The following is a 26,776-nucleotide window of genomic DNA, read 5'->3' as shown; positions in this document are numbered from 1 at the left end:
AAGGCTGCGAAAAGGCCGGAACGGCCTTCATCGCTATTCAGACGTTGCGACCGGTCCCCGGTCGATCGCAGCCTTCGGCAGCTCCTACAGGGATCGGTGTCGAAGCCCCCTCCGTAAAAATTCTCTCCTGTCTCGCCCTTTTTCTGTGCAACGCTTGCACCGCAGGGCAGGCGCGGCGCTTTATTGGTGCCCAGCGTTGCCGCTGTACTCAGGAACCGCCGTATTTGCCGGGATGGCATAAGTCTTGCGCGGTTCCGTTACCGTCCAGGCTCGCAGGAGGCACGCCGTGTCGATTCATATCGCCTTGCACCATGTCACGCATTACCGTTACGACCGAGCGGTCGAACTTGGCCCGCAGATTGTGCGTCTACGCCCGGCGGCCCATAGCCGTACGCGGATTTTGTCGTATTCGCTGAAAGTCCTGCCCGAGCAGCACTTCATCAACTGGCAGCAGGACCCGCAAGGCAATTACCTGGCCCGCCTGGTTTTCCCTGAGAAAACCAACGAGTTGCGGGTCGAGGTTGATCTGGTCGCCGAGATGGCGGTGTTCAATCCGTTCGACTTTTTCCTTGAGCCCTACGCGGAAAAAATCCCCTTTATCTACGCCGCCGACGAGCAACGTGAGCTGGCGCCGTACCTGGAAAAGCTGCCGCTGACACCGAAGTTTGCGGCCTATCTGGCGAGCATCGATCGCACGCCGCTGCCGACCATCGATTTTCTGGTGGCGCTGAATCAGCGCTTGAGCCAGGACATCGATTATTTGATTCGTATGGAACCGGGCGTTCAGACACCTGAATTCACCCTGGAAAACGCTTCCGGTTCATGCCGTGATTCGGCGTGGCTGCTGGTGCAGTTGATGCGCCATCTGGGCATGGCGGCGCGTTTTGTGTCTGGCTACCTGATCCAGCTCAAGGCTGATGTCGAAGCGCTCGACGGGCCGTCCGGCACCGATGTCGATTTCACCGATCTGCACGCCTGGTGTGAGGTTTACCTGCCCGGTGCCGGTTGGGTCGGACTCGATGCAACGTCCGGTTTGTTCGCCGGCGAAGGCCATATTCCGTTGGCGTGCAGCCCCGAGCCGTCTTCTGCTGCACCGATCAGTGGGTTGGTCGAACCCTGCGAGACCGAGTTCACCCACGAAATGTCGGTCGAGCGGATATGGGAGGCGCCGCGCGTCACCCAACCGTACAGCGAAGAACAATGGCTGGCGATTCAGGCCCTCGGTCGGCAGATCGATGCCGATCTGCTCGCCGATGACGTGCGCCTGACCATGGGCGGCGAGCCGACCTTCGTCTCTATCGATGATCGTGATGGCGATGAGTGGAACACCGCCGCGCTGGGGCCGAAGAAACGAAAATTGTCGGCCGAGCTGTATCAGCGCATGCGCAAACACTATGCGCCGCTGGGGATCGTGCATTTCGGTCAGGGTAAGTGGTACCCCGGCGAGCAACTGCCGCGTTGGTCGCTGAATTGCTTCTGGCGTCGTGATGGGCAGCCGGTGTGGCGCAACAACGCCTTGATCGCTGATGAGACCGAAGACTACGGCGCCGATGGCGAAATGGCTGGGCGTTTCCTCGCCAGCGTCGCTGAACGCCTGAAGCTGCCTGCCCGTTTCGTATTCCCGGCCTATGAAGACAATTTCTATTACCTGTGGCGTGAAGGCGCGTTGCCGGTCAACGTCAACGCCGAGGATTCGCGGCTGGGCGACGAGCTGGAGCGTGCGCGACTGCGCAAAGTCTTTGCTCAGGGCCTGGACAAGGTCATTGGTCAGGTTCTACCGCTGGCCCGCAATGCTGCGGGTGATCACTGGCAGAGCGGTCGCTGGTTCCTGCGCGACAATCATTGTCGGCTGGTGCCGGGAGATTCCGCGCTGGGTTATCGGCTGCCGCTGGCCTCGCAACCTTGGGTCAAGGCAGCGGAGTACCCGTTCATTCATCCCACCGACCACAATCAGGACTTCCCGCCGCTGTCTGACGCGCCGATGCAGGCGCAATTCAGCAGCCTGAGCGCACAAAACGCTGGCGTCGAAGAGCGTGTGCCGAAGATCGACGAATCGGCGGACTGGCTGACCCGCACGGCGCTCTGTGCGCAGGCCCGGGAAGGGCGGTTGTATCTGTTCATGCCGCCGCTGGAGAAGCTGGAGGATTACCTTGAGCTGGTCAATGCCATCGAAGCCACTGCCGAGGAGCTGCACTGCCCGGTGTTGCTCGAAGGGTATGAGCCACCCAGCGATCCGCGCCTGGCGAACTTTCGCATCACGCCTGATCCGGGCGTTATCGAAGTCAACGTGCAGCCCTCTTCCAGTTGGGACGAGTTGGTCGAGCGCACCGAGTTTCTCTACGAACAGGCCCGGCAAACCCGGCTGACCACCGAAAAATTCATGATCGATGGCCGTCACACCGGTACGGGCGGCGGTAACCACTTCGTCCTCGGTGGCGCGACGCCTGCGGATTCACCGTTTTTGCGCCGTCCGGATCTGCTCCGCAGTCTGCTGAGCTATTGGCACAACCATCCGTCGTTGTCGTACCTGTTTTCCGGCTTGTTCATCGGCCCGACTTCCCAGGCGCCGCGTGTGGATGAGGCGCGAAACGACTCGTTGTACGAGCTTGAAATCGCCTTCGCCCAGATGCCGGAACCCGGCGAAGAGTGCGCTCCGTGGCTGGTGGATCGGCTGTTGCGCAATCTGCTGATCGACGTCACCGGCAACACTCACCGGGCCGAGTTCTGTGTCGACAAGCTCTACTCGCCGGACGGTGCGACGGGACGTCTGGGTCTGCTGGAGCTGCGTGCCTTTGAAATGCCGCCCCATGCCCGCATGAGTCTGGCCCAGCAGTTATTGCTGCGGGCGCTGGTCGCACGCTTCTGGCGTGAACCTTATGCACCGGCCAAGCTGGCGCGTTGGGGCACCGAGCTGCATGACCGCTTCATGCTGCCGCACTTTATCGAGCAGGACTTTGCCGATGTCATCGTTGAACTGAATGCCGCCGGTTATCCGCTGCGTGCCGAATGGTTTGCCGCGCATCTGGAGTTTCGCTTCCCGAAAGTCGGTGATTACGCCGTCAGCGGCATTGAACTGGAATTGCGTCAGGCGCTGGAGCCCTGGCATGTACTGGGCGAAGAGGGCGCTGCCGGTGGCGCGGTGCGTTATGTCGATTCGTCGTTGGAACGCTTGCAGGTCAAGCTCAACGGCTTGCCGCCGCAGCGCTATATGTTGACCTGCAATGGCATCCCGGTACCGCTGCAACCGACCGGGCGTGTCGGCGAGTTCGTCGCCGGGGTGCGTTATCGGGCCTGGCAACCGGCCAACTGTCTGCAGCCGACCATCCCGGTGCATGCGCCGCTGGTGTTCGACCTGCTCGACACCTGGATGCAGCGTTCCGTGGGTGGCTGCGAGTACCATGTCGCGCATCCCGGTGGGCGCAATTACGAGACGTTGCCGGTCAATGCCAATGAGGCCGAAAGCCGGCGTCTGTCGCGCTTCTTCCGCCTCGGTCATAGCCCCGGCAAGCTGCCAGTGCCGTTGTTGACCCTCAATGATGAACTGCCCATGACGCTGGATATGCGTCGCCATTAAAACAAGCTGATTCAGGGCGATGTCACGCGGAGGGTTCGCCTATCCGCGTGTCATTCTTCTGCGCTAATCTGACATCCTTCGCTGCCTGCCGAGCCCTTCATGCCTGACCTGCTTGACCGCTATCCGCTCACCGCGGGTACTTATCACGAAATGCTCGATGCCAGCGGAGCCGTTCGGCCGCATTGGCAGCTTCTGTATGAGCATCTGCAACGCAGCACGCCCGCGCAATTGATGCAGCGCCAGGCGTTGCTCTCCCGGCAGATTCAAGAAAACGGTGTGACCTACAACGTCTACGCCGATCCAAAAGGCGCAGACCGGCCCTGGGAGCTGGATCTGCTGCCGCACCTGATTCCGGCCCAGGAATGGGCACCAGTCGCCGCTGGCATTGCTCAGCGGGCACGGCTGCTGAATGCAGTGTTGGCCGATCTGTACGGCCCGCAGCAGTTGATCGCCGATGGCTTGTTGCCGGCCGAACTGGTGTTCGGGCACAACAACTATCTGTGGCCGTGTCAGGGCGTGAAACCGCCCGAAGACATGTTCCTGCACATGTACGCCGTGGATCTGGCGCGCACTCCGGACGGTCGCTGGTGGGTGACTGCCGACCGCACGCAGGCACCCTCGGGTGCCGGTTATGCGTTGGAGAACCGGCAGATCGTGTCGCGGGCTTTTCCAGACTTGTACCGCGACTTGCAGGTGCAGCATCTGGCAGGCTTTTTCCGCGCCTTGCAGGAGACGCTGGCGCGCCAGGCACCCAGCGACAAGGAAGCGCCGCTGGTGGTGCTGTTGACCCCCGGTCGTTTCAACGAAAGTTACTTCGAACACCTTTATCTGGCTCGCCAGCTTGGCTATCCGCTGGTCGAAGGCGGCGATCTGACGGTGCGCGACGCCACGGTCTACCTGAAAACCCTCAGCGGTCTGCGTCGGGTTCACGCGATCATGCGTCGTCTCGATGATGACTTCTGCGACCCGCTGGAATTGCGCACTGACTCAGCGCTGGGTGTTCCCGGCTTGCTGGAGGCGGTACGCCAGGGACGGGTGCTGGTCGCCAACGCCCTGGGCAGTGGGGTTCTGGAGTCGCCGGGCTTGCTGGGCTTTTTGCCGAAAATCAATCAGCACCTGTTTGGCGAAGAATTGATTCTTCCGTCTGTGGCGACCTGGTGGTGCGGTGAGCCTCCTGTGCTGGCCCAGGCGTTGGAAAAACTCCCCGAACTATTGATCAAGCCGGCGTTTCCGTCACAAAGTTTTGCGCCGGTGTTCGGCCGCGATTTGAATGCCGAGCAGCGTCAGGCATTGGCCGCGCGGATGCAGGCACGGCCTTATGCCTACGTCGCACAGGAGCTGGCGCAGCTGTCCCATGCGCCGGTCTGGCAAGCCGATGGCGGTAAACTGCAACCTCGGGCGATTGGCATGCGGGTGTATGCCGTTGCCAGCGCTGACGGGTATCGGGTGTTGCCAGGCGGTTTGACCCGGGTCGCCGCGCAAGCCGATGCCGACGTGGTGTCGATGCAGCGCGGCGGTGCGAGCAAGGATACGTGGGTGTTGGGCGAGCGTGCGCACGGGGTCAAACCCTGGAAAGGTCAGCGCCCCCTCGGTGTGCACGACCTGGTTCGTCGTGACCCTTATCTGCCATCGAGGGTGGTGGAGAACCTGTACTGGTTCGGTCGCTACTGCGAGCGTTGCGATGACAGCGCGCGGCTGCTGCGGATCATGCTCGGGCGCTATGTCGATGGCGATGATCCACTGGCCCTGCAAGCGGCGGTGGCGCTGGGCGAAACGCTCAACCTGCTGCCGGAAGAGGGCGAGCTGCACGAGCGGCTGCTTGCGGCGCTGCTGGGTGAAGACTGGTCGTTCAGCCTGCGAGCCAACCTGCAGCGTTTACAGTGGGCGGCATCGCAAGTGCGCGGCAAGCTGTCGCGGGAAAACTGGCAGGCTTTGGTCGAGCTGCAACGCGAAGCCCTGAGCCTGGAAACCGATGAGCCCGATCTCGGCGAGTTGCTGGATTTCCTCAACCGTCTGGTGATGTCGCTGGCCGCCTTGTCCGGTTTTGCCCTGGACGACATGACCCGTGATGAAGGCTGGCGCTTTTTGATGATCGGCCGGCGCATCGAGCGTCTGCAATTTCTCAGCATCAGTCTGGCGGCGTTCCTGCGGGATGCCGCCGTGAACGATCAAGCCGGCCTGGAATGGCTGCTGGAGCTGGGCAACAGCAGCATCACCTATCGCTCGCGTTATCTGGCCGTGCCGCAACTGATTCCGGTGCTCGACTTGCTCCTGCTCGACGAACAAAACCCGCATGCGGTGTTGTTCCAGCTCAAGCTGGTGTCGCGTTCGCTGACCCGGTTGAACGAAGACTTCGGCGCGCCTCGTGATACCAGCCTGCCGTTGTTGATCCAGCGTCTGTCGATTTTCGATCTCGGCAATCTGGAGAATCCGCTATTTGGCCAAAGCAGCGTGCGTGCCGTGCTCGATGGCCTGGCCGATTTGCTGCAAAGCATTGGCGAGACCAGCGGACAGGTGTCGGACCGTCTGGCCCTGCGCCATTTTGCCCATGTCGATGATGTCAGCCAGCGCACGGTGTCCGTTTGATGAGCGCCCATTACCAGATTTTTCACGACACTCACTACAAATACGACAGCCCGGTGTCCCTGGCGCAGCAGCTTGCTCATTTGTGGCCACGGCCTTGCACCTGGCAGCGTTGCACCGAGCGGGAATTGTTGATCAATCCAACGCCGACCTACCGTCGGGACGAACTGGATGTGTTCGGCAATCCGCTGACACGTCTGGCGTTCGAAAGGCCGCACGACGAATTGCAGGTCAACGCGCGGCTGCGGGTCGAAGTGTTGGCCCGGCCGTCGCTGGACTTTCAGTTGTCTGCCGACTGGGACGCCACACGCAGCGCGTTGACCTACAGCGGTCAGCCGATGTCGCCGGCGATTCTTGAAGCGTGCCGGTACCGCTTCGAATCGCCGTACGTGCATTTGAAACAGACGTTCGTCGATTTTTCCGCGAGCTGTTTCCCCCTCGATCGGCCGCTACTGCTGTGCGTGCAGGCGTTGATGGAGAAGATTTTTGATGAGTTCACCTTCGACGCTGAAGCCACTCAGGTGGCAACGCCGCTGGTCGAGGTGCTGGAAAACCGCCGCGGAGTGTGCCAGGACTTTGCTCACTTGATGCTGGCCTGCCTGCGTTCACGCGGCCTGGCGGCGCGCTATGTCAGCGGCTATCTGCTGACCCAACCGCCACCTGGCCAGCCGCGGATGATCGGTGCGGATGCGTCGCACGCCTGGGTGTCGGTGTTTTGTCCGGTGCTGGGTTGGGTCGATTTTGATCCGACCAACAATGTGCAGCCGGCACTGGAGCACATCAGCCTGGCCTGGGGCCGTGATTTCTCCGATGTGTCGCCGTTGCGTGGGGTGATTCTGGGGGGAGGCACTCATGACCCGGAGGTTCAGGTGACAGTGATGCCGGTCAGCACCGGGTTGAGTACGTTTTAGCGGTTTTGCCGCGGCCTGCCGCTTGAGCGACAGGCGTGGCGTAGGGGCTTCGTCGATTGGCGAAGCCCTGCGGTTTCAGCTGGCAGGCTTTTGCTCTGGAGTCGCCTCAGCGTCGTCGGCAGGCTCTTGGCCTTCAACGGTTTCGCCTTCTGTGCCGGTTTCAGTCAGGGCGGCATTCTTTTTCTGCAGCTTTTCCTCTTTCTTCTGCTCTTTTGCCAGATCTCTCTGACGTTTGGCGAAGGAATAGTTAGGTTTAGCCATGGGCGATCCTCTGTGTAGGCTGGAAATGCCGCCATTCTGCCTGAGAACGGGATCGGGCACACGGCGTTGTGTGCCCAACGGTCTGCGCGCGATGTTCAATAGGCTGGTCAGGTCAGCTTTTGTGGCGCAGGTTAGTCCACGCTAGTCACGCTCGGGCTGATCGTCACGGCGTTCATAGGTACCGCTGGCACCGCAGGCATACGCGGCAAGCAAGCGGCGAAACAGACTATTGAGGTGCATGATGTGCGCTCCAGTGAGTGATGATGGCCCTATGTTATGGCGGCGCCACTTGCCTGGCTGGTTGATTGTCTCGATGGCGTCGATAGCCAGGCGCTGGCCTGCGTTGCGTTGACGCAGGTCATTGGAACTTGCGCGCGAATCAGGCAGTCTTCCACTAGGCAATCTTCTTCAAAATAATTTTTATAACGTCCTGCCCTGGAGATTCATCATGATTCGCAAACTTGTCGCGATATCCCTACTGACGCTAGTGAGTGGCCACCTGTTGGCGGCGGAGTGCAAGGTTGATATCGATTCCACGGACCAGATGTCTTACACCACCCAAGAAATCACCATCGACAAAAGCTGCAAGACCTTCACCGTGAATCTGACCCACTCCGGCAGCCTGCCGAAAAACGTCATGGGCCATAACTGGATCCTGAGCAAAGCGAGTGATATGGCAGGTATTGCAACTGACGGTATGGCTGCTGGTATCGACAAGAACTACCTGAAAGACGGCGACTCGCGGATCATTGCCCACACCAAAATCATCGGTGCTGGCGAAAAAGACTCGGTGACCTTCGATGTCTCGAAACTCAGTGCAGGGGAAACCTATCAGTTCTTCTGCTCGTTCCCAGGCCACAACAGCATGATGAAAGGCGCTGTTGTCCTGAAATAACTTTTGTTCTGAAGCAACGGGCACGTATTGCATCATGGCCCGACCCTGCGTCGGGCTATGACTCTTCAGCCATCCTGAACGTCATGCGGATGGTCTTGCCCAACAGTTGCTTCCCCCCCGCGATATTCCTTTCCCCGCACTCGGGAAACGCCTGCACGCCCTTTTGCAGCACCTCGCGTACCGCAATCGCGCCGCTTTGAAGATGGGGCGGTAATCGCCCAAAAGCGATAAATCGACCTCAAGTCCGTGGCGCCCAAGCCCGATAGACCCGTTATCGCCAACCCTCTCTGCTCCCAAGGAGTCCTGCCTATCATGTTCACCGATCTCAAAGTCCGCACCGGCATGTTGTGGGTACTGCTGCTGTTCGTCGCTGCCTTGTTGTTTTCGACGCTCAGTGCCTGGCGATCTGCGGTAGGCAGTGACGAGCAGATCACAGAGTTGAATAGCACTGCGATCCAGGCCGACCATCTCAACAATGCGCTGCTTCTGGCTATCCGTGCGAGTGCCAACGTTTCGTCGGCATTCATTGAGCAGCAAGGCGGGCGGGTAGACAGCGCGGTGACTCGGCTCGCACTTTCAGAAGAGTTGATGCGCAATACCGAAACGCTGATCGCAGGTCTCGCCGACCACATGCTGAGCCCTGAGCGCATTGAGTTGGCGGCACAGCTAAAGACGGCCTTCGCCGACTACGGCCGGGCCGTCGCCGGGCAGCGCGAAGCCACCCGTGCCAACTCGCTGGAGCAGTATTTCCACGTCAACGTCGAGGCTACCGCAGCCATGGGCAGGCTCCAGAAGCTTGCGTCAGACGCTCGTGGATTCCTTGAATGACCGTAGCCGGGAGATCATGACGCAGTCGGCGCAACGCTTGAACATGGCGAAAGCTCTGACCGTGGGGTTGGGCATCATTACCCTGTTGTTGGCAGCGCTGTGCTGGAGCTTTATCGCCAACCGGGTGCTGCGCCCGCTACAAGAAGTCAGGCAGCATTTTCAGCGTATCGCCAGTGGCGACCTGACCTTGCCGGTAGAGGTACGCAGTCGCAACGAAATCGGTCAACTGTTTGCCGAGTTGCAGCGCATGCAGCAAAGCCAGCGCGCGACCATCACTCAGATCACCAACTCTGCCACCCAGTTGGCCTCCGCCGCCGAAGAGTTGAGCGTGGTGACAGAAGAAAGCAGCCGTGGCCTGCTGCAGCAGGATCTGGAGCTTGAACAGGCGGCCTCAGCGGTGACGCAAATGACCGCCGCCGTGGAGGAAGTGGCACGTAATGCTGTGTCGACTTCCCAGGCAGCCAATGACTCGAACCGATTGGCCGAGCAGAGCCGTCAGCAGGTCCATGAGAACATCAGCGGCACCCATGCCATGGCCAAGGAAGTGCAAGGCAGTGCCGAGCGTATCCAGCAACTGGCCGGCCAGGTTCGTGATATCGGCAAAGTGCTGGAGGTGATTCGCTCGATATCCGAGCAGACTAACCTGCTGGCCCTCAATGCCGCTATCGAGGCTGCCCGCGCAGGCGAGGCCGGTCGTGGTTTCGCTGTAGTCGCCGATGAAGTGCGTACATTGGCCTTCCGGACGCGAGAGTCGACGCACGAAATCGAGAAAATGATCGTCAGCGTACAGGGTGGTACCCAGGTCGCTGTCGAATCCATGCAGTCCAGCGCTGTCCTGGCACAGACGACGCTGGAGATCGCCCAAGACTCGGCCAGGGTGCTCGAAGGCATCTACTCGGCCATCGGCGGAATCAACGAGCGTAATCTGGTGATCGCCAGCGCGGCGGAAGAACAGGCTCAGGTTGCCCGTGAAGTGGACCGCAACCTACTGAACATCCGAGATCTGTCAGCCCAGTCCGCCGCCGGTGCGCACCAGACCAGTGCCGCCAGCAACGAACTCTCGCGCCTGGCGGTGGAGCTTAATACCCTGGTCAAGCGCTTTCAGATCTAAGCCCTGAGGATTGCCGCGCGGCGCAGAAGACTGTTGATCAGGACTGCTTTGAATCGGTCATCTTGAAGATGCCCTGAGCATTACTGCTGTCGAAGTTGAGATCGAGCCTATCGTTGGCCGGGTCGATCTTGCGCTGGATGAATTCGACAAACGAGCCCGGCACCTGATGCTCGTGCAGTTGGCCGTTGGCGCCCGCCAGTACGCGCTTCACGGTGCACGCTTTATAGGCGGTCTGCATCACTCGGCCTGACGCGGACACTTCGATGCTGTCCTTCATCGGCCGCTCTTTGCGGTTCTGCTCAACCACTACGGCCTCAAGATCGGCAACCCGGTCAGTGAGGTGATTGAAGCTGTTGCCTTCGGTGGCGATCCAGGCCATTTCCGCGCTCTCGCTGAGCAGTTGCAGATAATCTGCCTGCTGCACCACGCCATGCTGACGACCGAACGCTTCATACAGCCCCGGCAGCAGGTGGTAGGCTTCTTTCAACGTGCAATGGCGGGTCAGTTGCAGACGTTTGAGGATGCTCAGGTGTTCGGCGTTCAGCGGGTCACGGCTGGAGCTGACCACGCGGCCAACTGCCGCCTGAAACGCTTCGCTGAAACGGCCGGGATGCAGCTCGGAAACGAAGAACTGGGCAATGTCTTCCGGCAGATCCTGCTGGCGATAGCCCCAGCCGGTCATGTTCAGTTTGGTCAGTGGGTAAGTGCGCACATCGGTAAAACCCAGCGGTTCCAGCAAACGGGCGAAGGCCTGGCGACCACGGGGCAGTTCACCGTTCTCGACCCAGTCCACCGTACGAATGGCGCCGTGATCGAACAGCGTTTTGCGCCCTTGCTCGGCCTGTTCACCGACATACAGACGGCCTGCGGGCACGGCTTCCACCAGTTTGTGAAACAGACACAGATTCAATGCTTCCGCCAGCCACACCCGATGCAGCGCGGTCTCGCTCCAGCTGAAGGCCTGTAATCCTTCAGGCACTTCGACATGGGCTTCAAGCCACTGCGCAGCGGGTTGGCCGACGACGGACGCGACGAGCGAAAAAAGGCCTTCGAAGGAGGACATGGGCAAGGGGCTCTAACTGTGAAAAAGAGGCCCCTATGAAAGCGTTGATGGCAAAGCCCGGCAAGCGAAAAAAAACGGCAGGTTCATTCCGTTTTCTATTGCTCAGTCAGATACACCGCGTTGCGCCTTTCGCAGGCAAGCCTGCTCTCATCAAACAAAAAATAACGCATTGTTTTTTATGCCTTTTATTTGGCCATAACTAACTGCATCCCAAGCTTGTGTGCCTTGCGTTCCAGGGCACGCAGTTGACGGTGTCGACTCTCGGCTTCATAGGCTTCCATACCTCGCTCCACGTAGGGTTGGCCTTTGGTCAACATGACGTAGATCAGGCGGGCCAGTTGATGCGCGGTGGCTTTGATGGCGCACGCGGTATCCATGCGCGCCAACCGGGCTCGATGGCTGGCGCCGATGAAGCTCTTGTCGTTGCGCGCGTTGGACGCGGCCTGCTTCAAGGCCTGCGCGGCTCGATTCGAGACCTTTGGCGGACTACCAGGCAGCTGCCTGCCGCCGGATATCCGGGTCGCAGGTGCCAGGCCGAGCCAGGAACAGAAGTGTTGTTGCGTGGGAAATCGCGATAAATCAGGCCCGATTTCGCTCGCCAGTGCCAAAGCGGTTTCGACGCCGATGGTGGGAATAGCGGTCAAATCAACGCCCATTATTTTTCCCAGCGCACGGTGCAAACGGGCTTGCTCGGCTGACGAGCGGTGCGGGCTGCGCAGTGTCTTGGCCGGCGGCAGAGGTTCATCGTTCAATACCGGCAGTCGATCAATGGCGTGAGCGATGGCCTGATCGCATTCGGCAATTTGCTGTTCCAGAAAATCATGCGTCGCCATTTCCTGAGCCAGGGCATGCAGATGCTCGGTTCGCCAGTTACCGCGCAGGCTGCGGGCAATGGTTTCATGATCGGCCTTGATGTGACCGTTTCGAAAACCGGCCAATACGTACGGATCACGCTCGCCGCCGATGATCGCGTTGAGGATTTTCTTGCCCGTCAGGCCGGTGATGTCACTGATGACAGTGGCTAGCTGGATGTTCATCTGGGTCAAGGCTTTCTGCATGCGATTGACGCTCTTGGCCTGATCGCGAACTTTCATTGCGCGCTGGCGAACCAGAGAGCGCATCGAGCAAATGTCGTCGGCGGGCCGAAAGGCGCCTCTGAGCAAGCCGTGGGTCATGAGCTGCCAAATCCACTGGCAGTCCAGCACATCGGATTTGCGCCCGGAGGTCTGGCGGGTGGCGCGGGAGTTCACCAAATACACCTCGAAGCCCCGTGCATCGAGGATTTCAAACAGCGGTATCCAGTAGACCCCGGTTGCCTCCATGGCCACGACATTGATCTTCAACGCTTCGAGCCAATCGGCTAATGCGAGCAACTCGTCGGTGAACGTTTTAAACGAGCGGACAGGGGTGTCGCTCTGGTCGGGGTTGACCCCCACCCAATGCTCGCGACTGCCAATATCGATACCCGCACAATGAGGGTGAACCACTTCAAAACGTTTCTGCTGGTTCTTGCGCGCCATGACAATTCCTCGCAGGATTGAGGGGCGCGCGGGGAGCACGGTGGCGAATGGATTCACTCTCTCATACGTGGTCACAGCTTGCTGTGCCGACAACGACTCCACGCCGATACCGTGCGGACCACTCTCCCATGCGGGTGCGTACACACCAGTGATGGCTACGGTCTTGGTCCCCGCGCGCACTTCGATTCTACGACGTGCCCCTGTTTGCTGCGCGACAGCGCGGCGTCGAAGACGCGGCGAGGCCTCCCATCAAACAACGCATAAATCATTGAAAATAAAGCATAATTTTTATGCAATTTTCAGCCTAACGCTGACCCCCTGTAGGAGCTGACTTGTCTGCGATCCAGTGCGAAGCGCTGGCAAAAATGGTGAATCCACCATCGTCGGAAGGTCCTTCGGCCCTTTTCGCAGACAAGTCAGCTCCTACGCCCTCCGGGCAGAATCGCGACCGAGTTTGCTGCGCGACAGCGCGGCGTCGAAGACGCGGCGAGACCTCCCACAGGATTGACGCGATCTCTAATGTGGGAGCAGGCTTGCCTGCGAATCGGTCTTACGGCGCGAACGGCAGCTCGCGTTTGTGCTGGGTCTTGGCGTAGGTGTCGCGAATGATGTTGAAGGCTTCTTCGCGCACTGGCTGACCGTGCAGGAAGGCATCGATCTCGGCATAAGTGACGCCGTGGGAGGCTTCGTCCGGTTTGCCGGGTACCAGGTCTTCAAGGTCGGCGGTAGGCACCTTCTCCACCAGCGACTCAGGCGCGCCGAAGCTGCGAGCGATAGCCCGGACCTGATTTTTCACCAGCCCGCTGAGCGGTGCCAGATCGCAGGCGCCATCGCCGAACTTGGTGAAAAAGCCCATCACAGCTTCCGCCGCGTGGTCGGTACCGATCACCAGACCCTGACGGGCGCCAGCGATGGTGTATTGCGCGACCATGCGTATCCGCGCCTTGGTATTGCCCGTCACGAAATCCACGGCGCTGGCGTGTTGACCTTCGAACGCCTTGACCTGGGCGGTCAGGGCCTGCACCGATGGGCCGATGTTGACCGTGTGTGACTCGTCCGGCGCAATGAATTCGACACACGCCTGAGCATCGTGCTCGTCGAACTGAACCTGATACGGCAGGCGCACGGCGATGAACCGATAGCTGTCATCCCCGGTGCTTTTGCGCAATTGCTCTACGGCGCGCTGAGCGAGCAAGCCCGCGGTCAGCGAATCGACGCCACCACTGATGCCCAGCACCAGCGTCTTGAGCCTGGCGTTCTGCAGGCACTGCTGGATAAAGGCGATCCGTCGGGCGACCTCGGCTTCAAGCGCGTTCTGGTCGGCGAAAGGCGGTTGGACCTTGAGCTGTTCAGCAATCTGGAGCTGTACGGCTTGCATGATTCACTCCTTGACAGGTTGTGAGGAAACGAATGGTTTTGAAGCAGGGCTCTCAGGCACCTTGAACACGTGACGCATGTACGCGACGAAGTTCGGGTCCTTGCATTGAGTCTTGCCGGGCTCGTCAGAGATTTTCGCCACCGCCTGACCCGCGCAGGCGGTCATTTTAAGCACGATGTTCATAGGCTCGACACCTGGAATATCGGCGGTCAAGTTGGTGCCAATGCCGAAGCTGACGTTGATGCGGCCGCGTAGCGCACGGAATATTTCCAGTGCTTTGGGCAAGTTCAGGCCGTCGGAAAACACCAGTGTCTTGCTCATAGGGTCAATGCCGAGCTTCTGGTAATGGGCTATGCATTTTTCGGCCCACTGCACCGGGTCGCCGGAATCATGGCGCAGGCCGTCGAACAGCTTGGCGAAGTACAGATCGAAGTCGCTGAGGAAAGCATCGGTGGTGATGCAGTCGGTCAGGGCGATGCCCAGCAGGCCACGGTATTCACGAACCCAGCAATCGAGCGCGGCAATCTGGCTATCGATCAGGCGCGGGCCAAGCTGCTGGTGGGCCATGATCCATTCGTGGGCCATGGTCCCGAGCGGTTTGAGGGCCAGTTTACGCGCCAGTTGCACGTTGCTGGTGCCGACGAACTGGCCGGGGAAGTCGCGCTTGAGCACCGTGACCACTTCCTCCTGCACGCGGTAGGAGAACCGTCGGCGGGTGCCGAAGTCTGCCACTTTCAGTTCCGCCAGCTCATCGCCGGAGGCATTGGCGCGCAGCCAGTCGAATTTGCGATACAACTGGTCGCGGGCCTGTACGAGTAATGTATCCGGGTGGCGACTGCGGTTGCGCACCTCACTGACAATCGCCAGCAGCGGTACTTCAAACAGAATCACGTGCAACCACGGGCCTTGCAGACGGATGCACAGCTCACCGTCTTCGATGCTGGTTTGTACATAGCGCATGTTGAAGCGGAACAGGCCGAGGAAACGCAGAAAATCAGGCTTCATAAAGCTGATGCGCTCAAGAAAACCCAGCTGATCGACGCTCATGGACAGCTCGCAGAGCAGCTCGATCTGATGACGAATCTCGGCCAGATAAGGCCGCAGGTCTTCGCCATTGCGGCAACGAAACTCCCACTCCACATCGACGTTGGGGTAGTTGTGCAACACCGCTTGCATCATGGTCAGCTTGTAGAAGTCGGTGTCGAGCAGGTTCTGCACGATGCGATCGGAGAAGGCGCTCTCACTCATGTTCTCAGGTCTCCAGAGCAGCCGGTGTGGTTGGGTTCGCATTGTCGCCCTTAACTTGCCGGGTTATCCAACTGTTCCAGCATCCAGCGCACGAAATCGCGGATTTTCGGCACTTCAGCCGTGTGCTCCGGGTAGGCCATGTAGTAGGCGTCATGGCTGGGCAGGGCGTGGGGCCAGGGGATGATCAGTTTTCCGTCCGCCAGCTCTTCTTCGACCAGAAACCTGGGGAGCAGCGCGACCCCGCATCCGACCTGGGCTGCACGAATGCACATGTAGAACGTTTCAAAACGCGGTCCGTGGTAGCTGTGTTCGGTCTGATAGCCCTGGCTGTCGAACCACTCGTGCCAGGCTTGCGGCCGTGAGGCGTTTTGCAGCAACACCAGCTCGCTCAGTTGTGTCGGATCGGTGAACGGCTTGTCCGGCATGCTGCCGGGGGCGCAGACAGGAATAAGCTCTTCGCCGAACAGCTTCACCGACTCGGCGCCGGGGCGGGCGCCCTGACCGAAGTAGAACGCGAGGTCACAGCGGCCCTGAATCAGGTCGTCGGGTTCCTGCTCGCTGATCAGGTCCAGATGGATATGCGGATGGCGCAGTCGCCAGCCTTTGAGCCTGGGCACCAGCCAGCGGGCGCCGAAGGTGGGCGGGGTGGACACGCGCAGCACCTCGGTTTCACCGCCGTAGGAGCGCAGGTAGAGAGTGGACATCTCCACCTGCGTGAGGATTTTGCGTACTTCGCCCAAGTACAACGCGCCAGCGGGGGTCAGCTGTAAGCGCCGACGCACGCGGCGAAACAGCAAGTGTTGCACCAGTTCTTCGAGCTGCGCGACTTGCTTGCTGACGGCGCTTTGGGTCAGGTTCAGCTCTTCGGCGGCGCGGGTGAAACTCAGGTGCCGGGTCACCGCCTCAAAGCATTGCAGTGCGGTGATCGATGGCAGATGACGTTTGTTGAGCATGGACAGGCCTTTTTGTTTTTCTACACTGCCAGGATGCTAGCGGGAGGGGCAGCATGAATAAACGGAATGATATCTCGCCTAATGGTCGTTTGTTCGCAAGTCTCAGGCCAGTTATTAGTAGAGCCTGATGCATTACCCGGATCTTGAATTACGCTTTCGATTTCCGCATTCCATTTCCAATCCAAGGAGAAACCATGATTACCGACTTGCTCAACCGTCTCGGTGTCGACCCTGCCCTGTACCAGAAAGGCGATCAGGCCGTGCACACCCCTGTCGATGGCAGCCGTATCGCGTCCGTGCATTGGGAAGGGCGAGCGGAAGTCGAGCAACAGGTCACCCGTGCCGAAAACGCGTTCGAAGCCTGGCGTAAAGTCCCGGCGCCGCGGCGTGGTGAATTGCTGCGCCTGTTCGGTGAAGCCCTGCGCAAGCACAAGGCCGAGCTGGGTGAACTGGTGTCGTGGGAAGCCGGCAAGATCACCCAGGAAGGTCTGGGTGAAGTGCAGGAAATGATCGACATTTGCGATTTCGCTGTCGGCCTGTCACGCCAGTTGTACGGTTTGACCATCGCTTCCGAACGCCCTGGCCACCACATGCGCGAAACCTGGCATCCGCTGGGCGTCGTGGGCGTGATCAGTGCGTTCAACTTCCCGGTGGCGGTCTGGGCCTGGAACACCGCGCTGGCGCTGGTCTGCGGCAATGCCGTGATCTGGAAACCGTCGGAGAAAACCCCGCTGACCGCACTGGCTTGCCAGGCGCTGTTCGAAGGCGTACTCAAGCACTTCCCTGACGCACCGGCTTACCTGAGCCAGGTGGTGATTGGTGGTCGTGACGCCGGTGAAGCACTGGTGGACGACCCGCGTGTGGCGCTGATCAGTGCCACCGGCAGTACGCGCATGGGCCGCGAAGTCGCACCAAAAATCGCCGCACGTTTTGCCCGCAGCATTCTTGAACTGGGCGGCAACAACGCAATGATCCTCGGCCCAAGCGCCGACCTCGACTTGGCGGTACGCGCCATTCTGTTTAGCGCCGTCGGTACGGCCGGTCAGCGTTGCACCAGCTTGCGTCGCTTGATCGCCCACGAATCGGTCAAGGACGAAATCGTCAGCCGCTTGAAAACCGCCTACGCCAAAGTGCGCATCGGTCATCCACTGGAAGGCAATCTGGTGGGTCCGTTGATCGACAAGCACAGCTACGAAAGTATGCAGGACGCCCTGGAGCAGGCACTGAGCGAAGGTGGTCGAGTATTCGGCGGCGAACGTCAGTTGGCCGAGCAATTCCCGAGCGCGTATTACGTGTCTCCGGCCATCGTCGAAATGCCTGAGCAAAGCGACGTGGTCTGCACCGAAACCTTCGCCCCGATTCTGTACGTGGTGGGTTATGACGAGTTCGCTGACGCCGTGCGCCTGAACAACGCCGTGCCACAAGGTCTGTCGTCGTGCATTTTCACCACGGACGTGCGTGAAGCCGAGCAGTTCATTTCGGCGCTGGGCAGCGACTGCGGGATCGCCAACGTCAACATCGGCCCGAGCGGTGCGGAAATTGGTGGTGCTTTCGGTGGTGAGAAAGAAACCGGTGGCGGTCGTGAGTCCGGCTCGGATGCTTGGCGCGGTTACATGCGTCGCCAGACCGCGACCGTGAATTACTCCTTGGAATTGCCGTTGGCGCAGGGTATTACTTTCGACTGATTGAGGCGTCGGTTTTTGTAGGAGCTGCCGAAGGCTGCGATTGACCGGGAACCGGTCGCTGCGATCAAAAACGCAGAAGGTCGTACCGACCTTATCGCAGCCTGCGGCAGCTCCTACAGGGTTTGTTCGAAGGCAACAGAAAAAGCGCTGTCTCTTTTCGGGGTTTTGCGATGCCGCTACGCGAAGAATGTCTGTGGGAAAAACTGACACCGCAACGGCCTGAGGCCGAGGCGCTCAAGGGTGAATTGACGGTCGATGTGTGCGTGATTGGCGCGGGCATCACCGGGTTGTCGGCAGCGATTCATTTGTTGGAGCAGGGCAAGCGGGTCGCCGTACTCGAGGCCCATCGCACCGGTCACGGTGGTTCGGGGCGCAATGTCGGGCTGGTCAATGCCGGCTTGTGGATTCCACCGGACGAGATCGAGGCCGGATTCGGCAAAGAAATCGGCAGCCAGTTGAATCAGATGCTCGGCGCCGCGCCATCGCTGGTGTTCAGCCTGATCGATAAATATGGCATCGATTGCCAGTTGCGCCGTGAAGGCACGCTGCACATGGCGCACAACGCCCGTGGCGAAGCCGATCTGCGCAGCCGTGAAGAACAATGGAAGCGCCGGGGTGCGCCGGTCGAGCTGCTGACAGGCAAGGCTTGCCAACAAGCCACCGGTACTCAGAAAATTTCTGCCGCGCTGCTGGATCGCCGCGCCGGCACATTCAACCCGATGGCCTATACCAGCGGTCTCGCCAAGGCCGTTGTCGGTCTAGGCGGACAGGTTTTCGATCACTCCCCGGTGACCCGTCTGGAACGCCAAGGTGATCGCTGGTGCGTCATCACCGAACACGGCTCGGTACTGGCCGAGAACGTGGTCATGGCCTCCAACGCCTACACCGAGGGCGAATGGACCGAGCTGCGCCGCAACTTTTTCCCCGGTTATTACTATCAGGTCGCCTCGGTGCCGCTGACCGAAGACGCCGCTCAGCAGATTTTGCCCGGTGGCCAGGGTTCCTGGGACACGCGCCAGGTACTCAGCAGCATTCGCCGCGACGCCGATGGCCGTCTGTTATTAGGCAGCCTGGGCAACGGCAATCAGAAACCGGCCTGGTTCCTCAAAGCATGGGCCGACCGCGTTCAGCAGCATTACTTCCCGTACCTGAAACCGGTGGAGTGGGAATGCACCTGGACCGGCACCATCGCCTTTACCCCTGACCACTTGTTGCGGCTGTTCGAGCCGGCGCCGGGTCTGGTGGCGGTCACCGGTTACAACGGCCGCGGTAATACCACTGGCACCGTGGTGGGCAAGGCGTTTGCCGACTATGTGTGCCACGGTGATGCCAAGGCGTTGCCGATTCCTTTTGCGCCAATGCAACCCTTGGCCGGTGTCGGGTTGCGCAGTGCGCTGTATGAGGCAGGATTTTCGCTGTATCACGCGGGCCAGTGCTTGCGGATCGTGATTTGACGAGAATTTTCCGGCATCCAGCGGCGCTTTTTTCGCGCACCAACTACCCTCTGGTGGTGCGTCCCGTAGCGGTCGCGCACCGCGGGTGTGCACTTCGGTGACGCATACTGTTACAGGTGGGTTGCACAGGGTCGCTTGCATGGGTTGCAAGTTTTCCCGACAAGGGTTGCTCTTTTTTATGGGGAGGGTTGTACCTGTTCCGGTTTAGACGGTTGCACGCCTAATAAAAAAGGGCACAAAACGGTCGAATAACAACAAAACAACGACTTTTTTCAGAATAAAAAACCTATGGCACGCCACTTGCTCTGCGCTTGTAGCTGAATCAAAGCTTCCGCTGAAGTTGCTGTGCTAACTAAAAAACCTCAGGAGCACCATCACATGTCGCAGACGTTTTACAGGAAAGGTTTTCTGGCACTCGCAGTCGCTACTGCATTGGGTGTTTCTTCGTTTGCTCAGGCAGATGTCAAAATTGGCGTAGCAGGTCCAATGACCGGCGCAAACGCTTCCTTCGGCTTGCAATACATGAAAGGCGCGCAAGCTGCTGCGGATGCGATCAACGCCAAGGGCGGCATCAACGGTGAAAAAATCGTACTGGTCCAGGGCGATGACGCCTGCGAACCGAAACAGGCGGTGGCCGTAGCGAACAAAATGACACAGGACAAGGTAATAGGCGTCGTCGGGCATTTCTGCTCGTCGTCGACCATTCCTGCTTCTGAGGTGTATTCCGATGCGGGGATCATTGCGATTACCCCAGGCTCCACCAACCCGGCGGTCACCGAGCGCGGCCTGCCCGCCATGTTGCGTTTGTGCGGGCGTGATGACCAGCAAGGTATCGTCGCGGGTAACTACATCGTCGACGTCCTGAAAGGCAAGAAAGTTGCCGTTATCAATGACAAAGACACCTACGGTAAAGGTCTGGCGGACGCGACTGCCAAGCAGTTGACCAAACGTGGCGTGAAGCCGGTTCTGGAAGAAGGTCTGACCCGCGGCGAGAAAGATTTCAGCGCCCTGATCACCAAAGTCCGTTCGGTAGGGGCCGATGTCCTTTACTTCGGCGGCCTGCACCCGGAAGCCGGCCCACTGGTCCACCAACTGCGTGAGCAAGGTCTGAAAGACGTCAAGTTCATGTCCGATGACGGCATCGTGACTGACGAAATGGTCACCACTGCCGGTGGTGCTCCGTACGTCAACGGCGTGTACATGACCTTTGGTGCTGACCCGCGTCTGATTCCAGACAGCAAGGCTGTCGTAGACACCTTCCGCAAGTCCGGTTACGAGCCTGAAGGCTACACCCTGTACGCCTACGCCTCGGTGCAAGCCCTGGCTGCCGGCTTTAACGGTGCCAAGTCGAACAAAGGCGAAGACGCCAGCAAATGGCTCAAGGCGCACTCGGTGGAAACCGTGATGGGCAAGAAGGAATGGGATGAGAAGGGCGACCTGAAAATCTCCGACTACGTGGTTTACCAGTGGGATGCTGCGGGCAAATACCACCAGCTGGAAACACAGAAGTGAGATAAACGCATCGCCAGGCCTGGGTCTCTCGATATAAGTCGTGGGGCGCAGGTCTGGCTTTGGTAATGGGTTCTGCAATCGTGCCGGCCCGGTATTTTTCTTCTGAGCCACATGAACCCGGCCAGGTGCGCCTCACAAGGGCTCATCGACACCGGGTTCGCGGTGGCCTCTCAAGTATGTGAGAGTGCATGATGGACGGTATTTTCCTGCAACAAGTAATCAATGGTCTGACCCTCGGGTCGGTCTACGGCCTGATCGCCATCGGCTACACAATGGTCTACGGCATCATTGGCATGATCAACTTCGCCCACGGCGAGGTTTATATGATTTCCGCGTACCTCGCGGCGATCAGCCTGGCTCTACTGTCCTACTTCGGTGTCGAATCCTTTCCGCTGCTGATTCTCGGTACGCTGCTGTTCACTGTCTTCGTGACCGGTGTGTATGGCTGGGTCATCGAACGCATCGCTTACAAACCGCTGCGCAACTCCACCCGACTGGCACCGCTGATCAGTGCTATCGGCGTTTCTCTGATCCTGCAAAACTACGCACAGATCGCTCAGGGCTCACGACAACAGGGCATCCCTACGCTGCTGAGCGGTGGACTGAGATTTGATATCGGTACCGGTTTTGTGCAGATCACCTACACCAAGATCTTTATCCTGATCGCAGCGTTTGTCGGGATGGCCCTGCTGACCTACGTCATCAAATACACCAAGTTGGGGCGCATGTGTCGTGCGACCCAACAAGACCGCAAGATGGCCTCGATCCTCGGGATCAATACCGACCGGGTGATCTCCTACGTATTCATCATCGGTGCCGCCATGGCTGCGCTGGCCGGTGTCTTGATCACGGTGAACTACGGCACCTTCGATTTCTACGCAGGCTTCGTGATCGGCATCAAGGCCTTCACCGCTGCGGTGCTCGGCGGGATTGGTTCGCTGCCTGGCGCGATGCTCGGCGGGATCATCCTCGGGATTTCCGAGTCGCTGTTTTCCGGCGTGATCAACTCTGACTATAAGGACGTCTTCAGCTTCTCGCTGCTGGTACTGATCCTGATTTTCCGTCCTCAAGGCCTGTTGGGTCGCCCACTCGTGGCGAAGGTATAAGTATGTCCGCAGCCAATAGCAAACCTATCGATATCAAAAAAAGCCTGATCGACACCGTTCTGGCCGGGTTGATTGCCCTGATTGTCTTCGGCCCGATCGTGGGCGTAGTGCTTGAAGGTTATAGCTACAACCTGCAGCCGACGCGTGTGGCCTGGATGGTCGGCGCGGTGATGATCGGGCGTCTTGCCTTGAGCCTGTTCATGCAGACCGCCAGGGGCGTGAAGGTCCAGCAAAGCTTCGAAGTCACCGGCTCAGGCGTGCATGTGCTGCCGCCTGATTTCAAGTCGCGCCTGCGCTTGATCATTCCTGCGGTGATCGTGATCGCTATCGTGTTTCCGATCTTCGCCGACAAGTACCTGCTGACGGTGGTGATCCTGGGATTGATCTACGTGTTGCTGGGCCTTGGCCTGAACATCGTGGTCGGTCTGGCGGGGCTGCTCGACTTGGGTTACGTAGCGTTCTACGCCATCGGCGCTTATGGGCTGGCACTGGGTTATCACTACCTTGGCCTGGGCTTCTGGACCATGTTGCCGCTGTCGGCACTTATGGCGGCGATGGCGGGATGCATACTCGGCTTCCCGGTCTTGCGCATGCACGGTGACTACCTGGCCATCGTGACCCTGGGCTTCGGTGAAATCATTCGTCTGATACTGACCAACTGGCTGTCCTTCACGGGCGGGCCTAACGGAATGCCGGTGCCATCACCGTCGGTTTTCGGTATTGAGTTCGGGCGTGTGGCGAAGGATGGCGGGATACCTTTCCATCAATTCTTCGGCACTGAATACAACCCGAACGTAAAGTTCATGCTCATCTATGGCGTGCTGTTCCTCGTCGTGATGCTGGTGCTGTACATCAAGCATCGTCTGACTCGGATGCCGGTCGGTCGTGCCTGGGAAGCCTTGCGCGAAGATGAAATCGCCTGCCGTGCCATGGGCCTCAACCATGTACTGGTCAAGCTTTCGGCCTTTACCTTGGGTGCTTCCACTGCTGGTCTGGCCGGGGTGTTTTTCGCCAGCTATCAAGGCTTCGTCAACCCGACCTCGTTCTCGTTCTTCGAATCGGCCTTGATTCTCGCCATCGTCGTGCTCGGCGGCATGGGTTCGACCGTCGGTGTGGTGATCGCCGCGTTCGTGCTGACCGTCGCCCCGGAATTGCTGCGCAGCTTCGCGGAATACCGGGTGTTGCTGTTCGGCATCCTCATGGTGCTGATGATGATCTGGAAACCACGCGGCCTGATTCGGATCAGCCGTACCGGTGTGACCCCGCGTAAAGGAGTGGCGCCATGAACGATGATGTCATTCTCTCGGTAGAAAACCTGATGATGCACTTTGGCGGTATCAAAGCCCTCAGTGACGTCAGCCTGAAAATCAAACGCAACTCGATCTCTGCCCTGATCGGTCCCAACGGCGCGGGCAAGACCACGGTGTTCAACTGCTTGACCGGGTTTTACAAGGCTACGGGCGGGCGTATCCAGCTCAACAGCCGGGGCACCAGCACCAACGTAATCAAGCTGCTGGGTGAGCCATTCAAGGCCACCGACTTCGTCTCGCCAAAAGCCTTTGGCAGCCGTCTGTTCTACAAAATGTTCGGCGGCACGCACTTGATCAACCGCGCAGGTCTGGCGCGGACGTTTCAGAACATTCGTTTGTTCAGAGAAATGTCGGTACTGGAAAACCTGCTGGTGGCGCAGCACATGTGGGTCAATCGCAACCTGGTGGCGGGGATTCTCAACACCAAGGGTTACCGCAAAGCCGAAAGCGACGCGCTGGACCATGCGTTCTATTGGCTGGAAGTAGTGGACCTGGTGGATTGCGCCAACCGTTTGGCCGGAGAACTGTCCTACGGTCAACAACGGCGTCTGGAAATCGCCCGGGCCATGTGCACGCGGCCGCAGATCATTTGCCTGGACGAACCGGCTGCCGGCCTCAACCCGCAGGAAACCGAAGCCCTGAGCAAGATGATTCGGTTGCTGCGCGACGAACACGACCTGACCGTGGTGCTGATCGAGCACGACATGGGCATGGTCATGAATATTTCCGATTACATCGTGGTCCTCGACCACGGCAATGTGATTGCCGAAGGTGGTCCGGAGCAGATTCGCAACGACCCGAAAGTGATCGCCGCGTATCTGGGTGCTGATGAAGAGGAGTTGGTATGAACGCACCGATCCTCGAGCTGAAAGAGATCGAAGTGTTTTACGGGCCGATTCAGGCTCTGAAGAAAGTCTCGTTGCACATCAACGAAGGTGAAACCGTCAGCCTGATCGGCTCCAACGGGGCCGGCAAGTCGACCCTATTGATGTCGATCTTCGGTCAGCCGCGGGCCAGCAGCGGGCAGATCATCTATCGCGGTGTCGACATCACGCACAAGTCTTCGCACTACATCGCCTCCAACGGTATTGCGCAGTCGCCGGAAGGACGGCGGGTGTTCCCCGACATGACCGTCGAGGAAAACCTGCTGATGGGCACCATCCCCATTGGCGACAAGTTCGCCACGGAAGACCTGCAGCGCATGTTCGAGATGTTTCCGCGACTCAAGGAGCGCCGCAATCAGCGCGCCATGACCATGTCCGGCGGCGAACAGCAGATGCTGGCCATTGCTCGCGCACTGATGAGCCGTCCCAAACTGCTGCTGCTCGATGAGCCGTCGCTGGGGCTGGCGCCGATCATCGTGAAGCAGATCTTCCATACCCTGCGTGAGCTGGCCAAGAGTGGGATGACCATCTTCCTGGTGGAGCAGAACGCCAACCATGCGCTGAGGCTCTCTGATCGGGCCTACGTGATGGTCAACGGGAAAATCCGCCTCACGGGTACGGGGCAGGAGCTATTGAGCAACGAGGAGGTCAGGAACGCTTATCTCGGCGGTCACTGATTGGCGTTAACGCAGGCTGTAAATACAAGGCGCGCCCCGGGTGGAAATCACTCGGGGCGTTTTTTTTTCAAATTGTGGAAAACAATTTTCGCAAGCTCTCAAACCGCGACATAAAGACGCTGCAAATAGTTGTTTTGTCACGGTTTTGACTTGTCCAAGATTATTGTGGAGGTGGCTGTGGGTAACATGGGAGTAGCTGGCTGTAGCCCTTGTTTTACGCGGCCTACAGAGAGTTGGTTGTTTTTTGATCAGTGGTTTTTGCGCAAGCTCCACTGCGCTCTGTCAACGATTTTCTAGCTGGTTGTTCATACAGTGTATTTATCCACGCTGCCTGTGGATAAGTCTGTGGGCAAACCTTGGAAAGGTTCGGCTAAGGGCCGTAATTGCTGGCATGGAGCCTTTAATTTCGATTTTGACCTGGCAGACCGATTTTTTTCTGCTACATGCGCGGACCTCAGGGTCAAGTAGCAAACGTCTAAAATCTCCGCGCAGGCCCCGTAATGACGGGGTTGTGCTGATTCGTACTTGCCCCCAAAGACTGTGGGCGGGGCTGTGGATAAGGTGGGTAAAACCCGGTGCAGGCCAGACGGGCTATGGCGTTGCAACAATAGAGTGTTTTTTGTACAGCGGCAGGCTACGCGGGCGTCCGATTTATCCCCAGGCTTGCTGGCAACCCGCCTGGCCGGGCATTCTGCTGATCTGTTGCCCTTATTCGTAATCATGGCTGCGCTGCCTTCGAGCCAAATCAGGAGAAAGAAATGACTTCCACTGTGTTCATTACCGGTGCCACTTCGGGCTTTGGCGAAGCTTGCGCCCGACGCTTTGCCGAGGCCGGCTGGTCTCTGGTGCTGACGGGCCGTCGTGAAGAGCGCCTCAACGCGCTGTGCGCCGAATTGTCCAAGCAGACCAAGGTCCATGGCCTGGTGCTGGACGTACGTGATCGTGGGGCCATGGAGAGCGCCATCGCCGGTCTGCCGGCGGAATTCGCCACCCTGCGCGGGTTGATCAACAACGCCGGTCTGGCGCTGGGTGTGGACCCTGCACCCAAGTGCGATCTGGATGACTGGGACACCATGGTCGACACCAATATCAAGGGACTGATGTACAGCACCCGTTTGTTGCTGCCGCGTTTGATCGCCCATGGGCGTGGCGCCGGGATCATCAACCTGGGTTCAATCGCGGGCAATTATCCTTATCCGGGCAGCCACGTGTATGGCGCCACCAAGGCGTTCGTCAAACAGTTCTCGCTAAACCTGCGTTGCGATCTGGTGGGTACCGGAGTGCGGGTGACCAACATCGAGCCTGGCCTGTGCGAGAGCGAGTTCTCACTGGTGCGTTTCGCCGGCGACAAGGCCCGTTACGACGCTACCTACGCGGGCGCCGAGCCGATCCAGCCGCAGGACATCGCCGAGACCATCTTCTGGGTCCTGAACACGCCTGCGCACATCAACATCAACAGCCTTGAGCTGATGCCGGTGAGCCAGACCTGGGGTGGGTTTGCGATTGATCGCAGCAGGGCTTGAGTCAGTAAGGCCGCGTCAACTTATTCGCAGGCAAGCCTGCTCCCACAGATTCATGCCGGGCACAAATCCTTGTAGGAGCTGCCGAAGGCTGCGATCGACCGGGAACCGGTCGTAGATGCAGATATTTTTGAAGGCCGTTCCGGCCTTATCGCAGCCTTCGGCAGCTCCTACATGGGTTCGGCGTATTGCCTGGGAACATAGAATCTCCCACAACCGCGTACCCTGTGCAGGCTGTGTGAAAACCTGACGATCATGTTTCAAACCAACGCCCCGACTTGTCGGGGCGTTGGTTTTTGGCCT

Annotated in this window: 20 protein-coding genes; 14 read left to right on the top strand and 6 right to left on the bottom strand. The window is 59.2% G+C overall.

What is annotated here, in order from left to right; translation table 11 throughout:
• The first annotated feature begins 286 nt into the window (after positions 1–286).
• From AC1MEE_RS22815 to AC1MEE_RS22805, 3 genes are all read left to right on the top strand, one after another.
• Positions 287–3,574 carry a transglutaminase family protein gene (locus tag AC1MEE_RS22815; protein WP_480411794.1) on the top strand — a complete coding sequence of 1,096 codons (3,288 nt, stop codon included), beginning with the start codon at positions 287–289 and terminating at the stop codon, positions 3,572–3,574.
• A 99-nt stretch (positions 3,575–3,673) separates the two neighbouring features.
• Positions 3,674–6,160: a circularly permuted type 2 ATP-grasp protein gene (locus AC1MEE_RS22810; RefSeq protein WP_480411793.1), complete on the top strand. Its 2,487-nt coding sequence runs from the start codon at positions 3,674–3,676 to the stop codon at positions 6,158–6,160.
• A complete protein-coding gene (locus AC1MEE_RS22805) occupies positions 6,160–7,068 on the top strand; it encodes a transglutaminase family protein (RefSeq protein ID WP_480411792.1) in 909 nt (302 codons plus the stop codon). The genes AC1MEE_RS22810 and AC1MEE_RS22805 overlap by 1 nt, the downstream gene beginning before the upstream one ends.
• A gap of 75 nt (positions 7,069–7,143) precedes the next feature.
• Here AC1MEE_RS22805 and AC1MEE_RS22800 read toward each other — a convergent pair whose 3' ends face one another.
• Complete coding sequence (locus tag AC1MEE_RS22800; protein ID WP_480411791.1) at positions 7,144–7,329, bottom strand: hypothetical protein; 186 nt, start codon at positions 7,327–7,329, stop codon at positions 7,144–7,146.
• A 448-nt stretch (positions 7,330–7,777) separates the two neighbouring features.
• Between AC1MEE_RS22800 and azu the strand changes: the two genes are divergently transcribed.
• The 3 genes from azu (at position 7,778) to AC1MEE_RS22785 (ending at position 10,163) form a co-directional block, all read left to right on the top strand.
• Positions 7,778–8,224 carry an azurin gene (gene azu / locus AC1MEE_RS22795; RefSeq protein ID WP_480411790.1) on the top strand — a complete coding sequence of 149 codons (447 nt, stop codon included), beginning with the start codon at positions 7,778–7,780 and terminating at the stop codon, positions 8,222–8,224.
• Between the two features lie 312 nt (positions 8,225–8,536).
• A complete protein-coding gene (locus tag AC1MEE_RS22790) occupies positions 8,537–9,052 on the top strand; it encodes a Tar ligand binding domain-containing protein (RefSeq protein WP_480411789.1) in 516 nt (171 codons plus the stop codon).
• A 16-nt stretch (positions 9,053–9,068) separates the two neighbouring features.
• Entirely contained in the window at positions 9,069–10,163 is a 1,095-nt protein-coding gene (locus AC1MEE_RS22785) for a methyl-accepting chemotaxis protein (protein WP_480416309.1), read from the top strand.
• Between the two features lie 37 nt (positions 10,164–10,200).
• Here the strand turns inward: AC1MEE_RS22785 and AC1MEE_RS22780 are convergent, their stop codons facing one another.
• The 5 genes from AC1MEE_RS22780 to AC1MEE_RS22760 form a co-directional block, all read right to left on the bottom strand.
• Positions 10,201–11,226, bottom strand: coding sequence for a 2-oxoadipate dioxygenase/decarboxylase family protein (locus tag AC1MEE_RS22780; RefSeq protein ID WP_480411788.1), 1,026 nt, complete (start codon positions 11,224–11,226; stop codon positions 10,201–10,203).
• A gap of 185 nt (positions 11,227–11,411) precedes the next feature.
• A complete protein-coding gene (locus tag AC1MEE_RS22775; RefSeq protein ID WP_480410955.1) occupies positions 11,412–12,746 on the bottom strand; it encodes an IS110 family RNA-guided transposase in 1,335 nt (444 codons plus the stop codon).
• Between the two features lie 550 nt (positions 12,747–13,296).
• Positions 13,297–14,124 carry an ammonia-dependent NAD(+) synthetase gene (gene nadE / locus AC1MEE_RS22770; RefSeq protein WP_480411787.1) on the bottom strand — a complete coding sequence of 276 codons (828 nt, stop codon included), beginning with the start codon at positions 14,122–14,124 and terminating at the stop codon, positions 13,297–13,299.
• 3 nt (positions 14,125–14,127) lie between these two features.
• Complete coding sequence (pncB, locus tag AC1MEE_RS22765; protein ID WP_480411786.1) at positions 14,128–15,372, bottom strand: nicotinate phosphoribosyltransferase; 1,245 nt, start codon at positions 15,370–15,372, stop codon at positions 14,128–14,130.
• Positions 15,373–15,422: 50 nt separating this feature from the next.
• Positions 15,423–16,325: a LysR family transcriptional regulator gene (locus AC1MEE_RS22760; protein ID WP_480411785.1), complete on the bottom strand. Its 903-nt coding sequence runs from the start codon at positions 16,323–16,325 to the stop codon at positions 15,423–15,425.
• A gap of 194 nt (positions 16,326–16,519) precedes the next feature.
• On the opposite strand from AC1MEE_RS22760, the gene amaB reads away from it, so the two are divergent.
• The 8 genes from amaB to AC1MEE_RS22720 all read left to right on the top strand — a co-directional run bounded on the left by amaB (position 16,520) and on the right by AC1MEE_RS22720 (position 26,476).
• Entirely contained in the window at positions 16,520–18,010 is a 1,491-nt protein-coding gene (gene amaB / locus AC1MEE_RS22755; protein ID WP_480411784.1) for an L-piperidine-6-carboxylate dehydrogenase, read from the top strand.
• 170 nt (positions 18,011–18,180) lie between these two features.
• A complete protein-coding gene (amaA, locus tag AC1MEE_RS22750) occupies positions 18,181–19,464 on the top strand; it encodes an L-pipecolate oxidase (RefSeq protein ID WP_480411783.1) in 1,284 nt (427 codons plus the stop codon).
• A 378-nt stretch (positions 19,465–19,842) separates the two neighbouring features.
• Complete coding sequence (locus tag AC1MEE_RS22745) at positions 19,843–20,976, top strand: ABC transporter substrate-binding protein (protein WP_480411782.1); 1,134 nt, start codon at positions 19,843–19,845, stop codon at positions 20,974–20,976.
• A gap of 191 nt (positions 20,977–21,167) precedes the next feature.
• The gene (locus tag AC1MEE_RS22740; RefSeq protein WP_480416307.1) at positions 21,168–22,082 is read left to right on the top strand and encodes an ABC transporter permease subunit; all 915 of its coding nucleotides are present in this window, start codon (positions 21,168–21,170) and stop codon (positions 22,080–22,082) included.
• Between the two features lie 2 nt (positions 22,083–22,084).
• A complete protein-coding gene (gene livM, locus AC1MEE_RS22735) occupies positions 22,085–23,368 on the top strand; it encodes a high-affinity branched-chain amino acid ABC transporter permease LivM (protein WP_480411781.1) in 1,284 nt (427 codons plus the stop codon).
• Positions 23,365–24,240 carry an ABC transporter ATP-binding protein gene (locus tag AC1MEE_RS22730; RefSeq protein ID WP_480411780.1) on the top strand — a complete coding sequence of 292 codons (876 nt, stop codon included), beginning with the start codon at positions 23,365–23,367 and terminating at the stop codon, positions 24,238–24,240. Before livM ends, AC1MEE_RS22730 begins: the two co-directional genes overlap by 4 nt.
• On the top strand, positions 24,237–24,953 hold the full coding sequence (locus tag AC1MEE_RS22725; protein WP_480411779.1) for an ABC transporter ATP-binding protein: 717 nt from the start codon (positions 24,237–24,239) through the stop codon (positions 24,951–24,953). Before AC1MEE_RS22730 ends, AC1MEE_RS22725 begins: the two co-directional genes overlap by 4 nt.
• Before the next feature lie 758 nt (positions 24,954–25,711).
• The gene (locus AC1MEE_RS22720) at positions 25,712–26,476 is read left to right on the top strand and encodes an SDR family oxidoreductase (protein ID WP_480411778.1); all 765 of its coding nucleotides are present in this window, start codon (positions 25,712–25,714) and stop codon (positions 26,474–26,476) included.
• Positions 26,477–26,776: the final 300 nt, after the last annotated feature.

It is taken from the genome of Pseudomonas sp. ASL3, from assembly GCF_056680425.1.
This window is presented reverse-complemented; position numbering and strand designations above follow the sequence as displayed.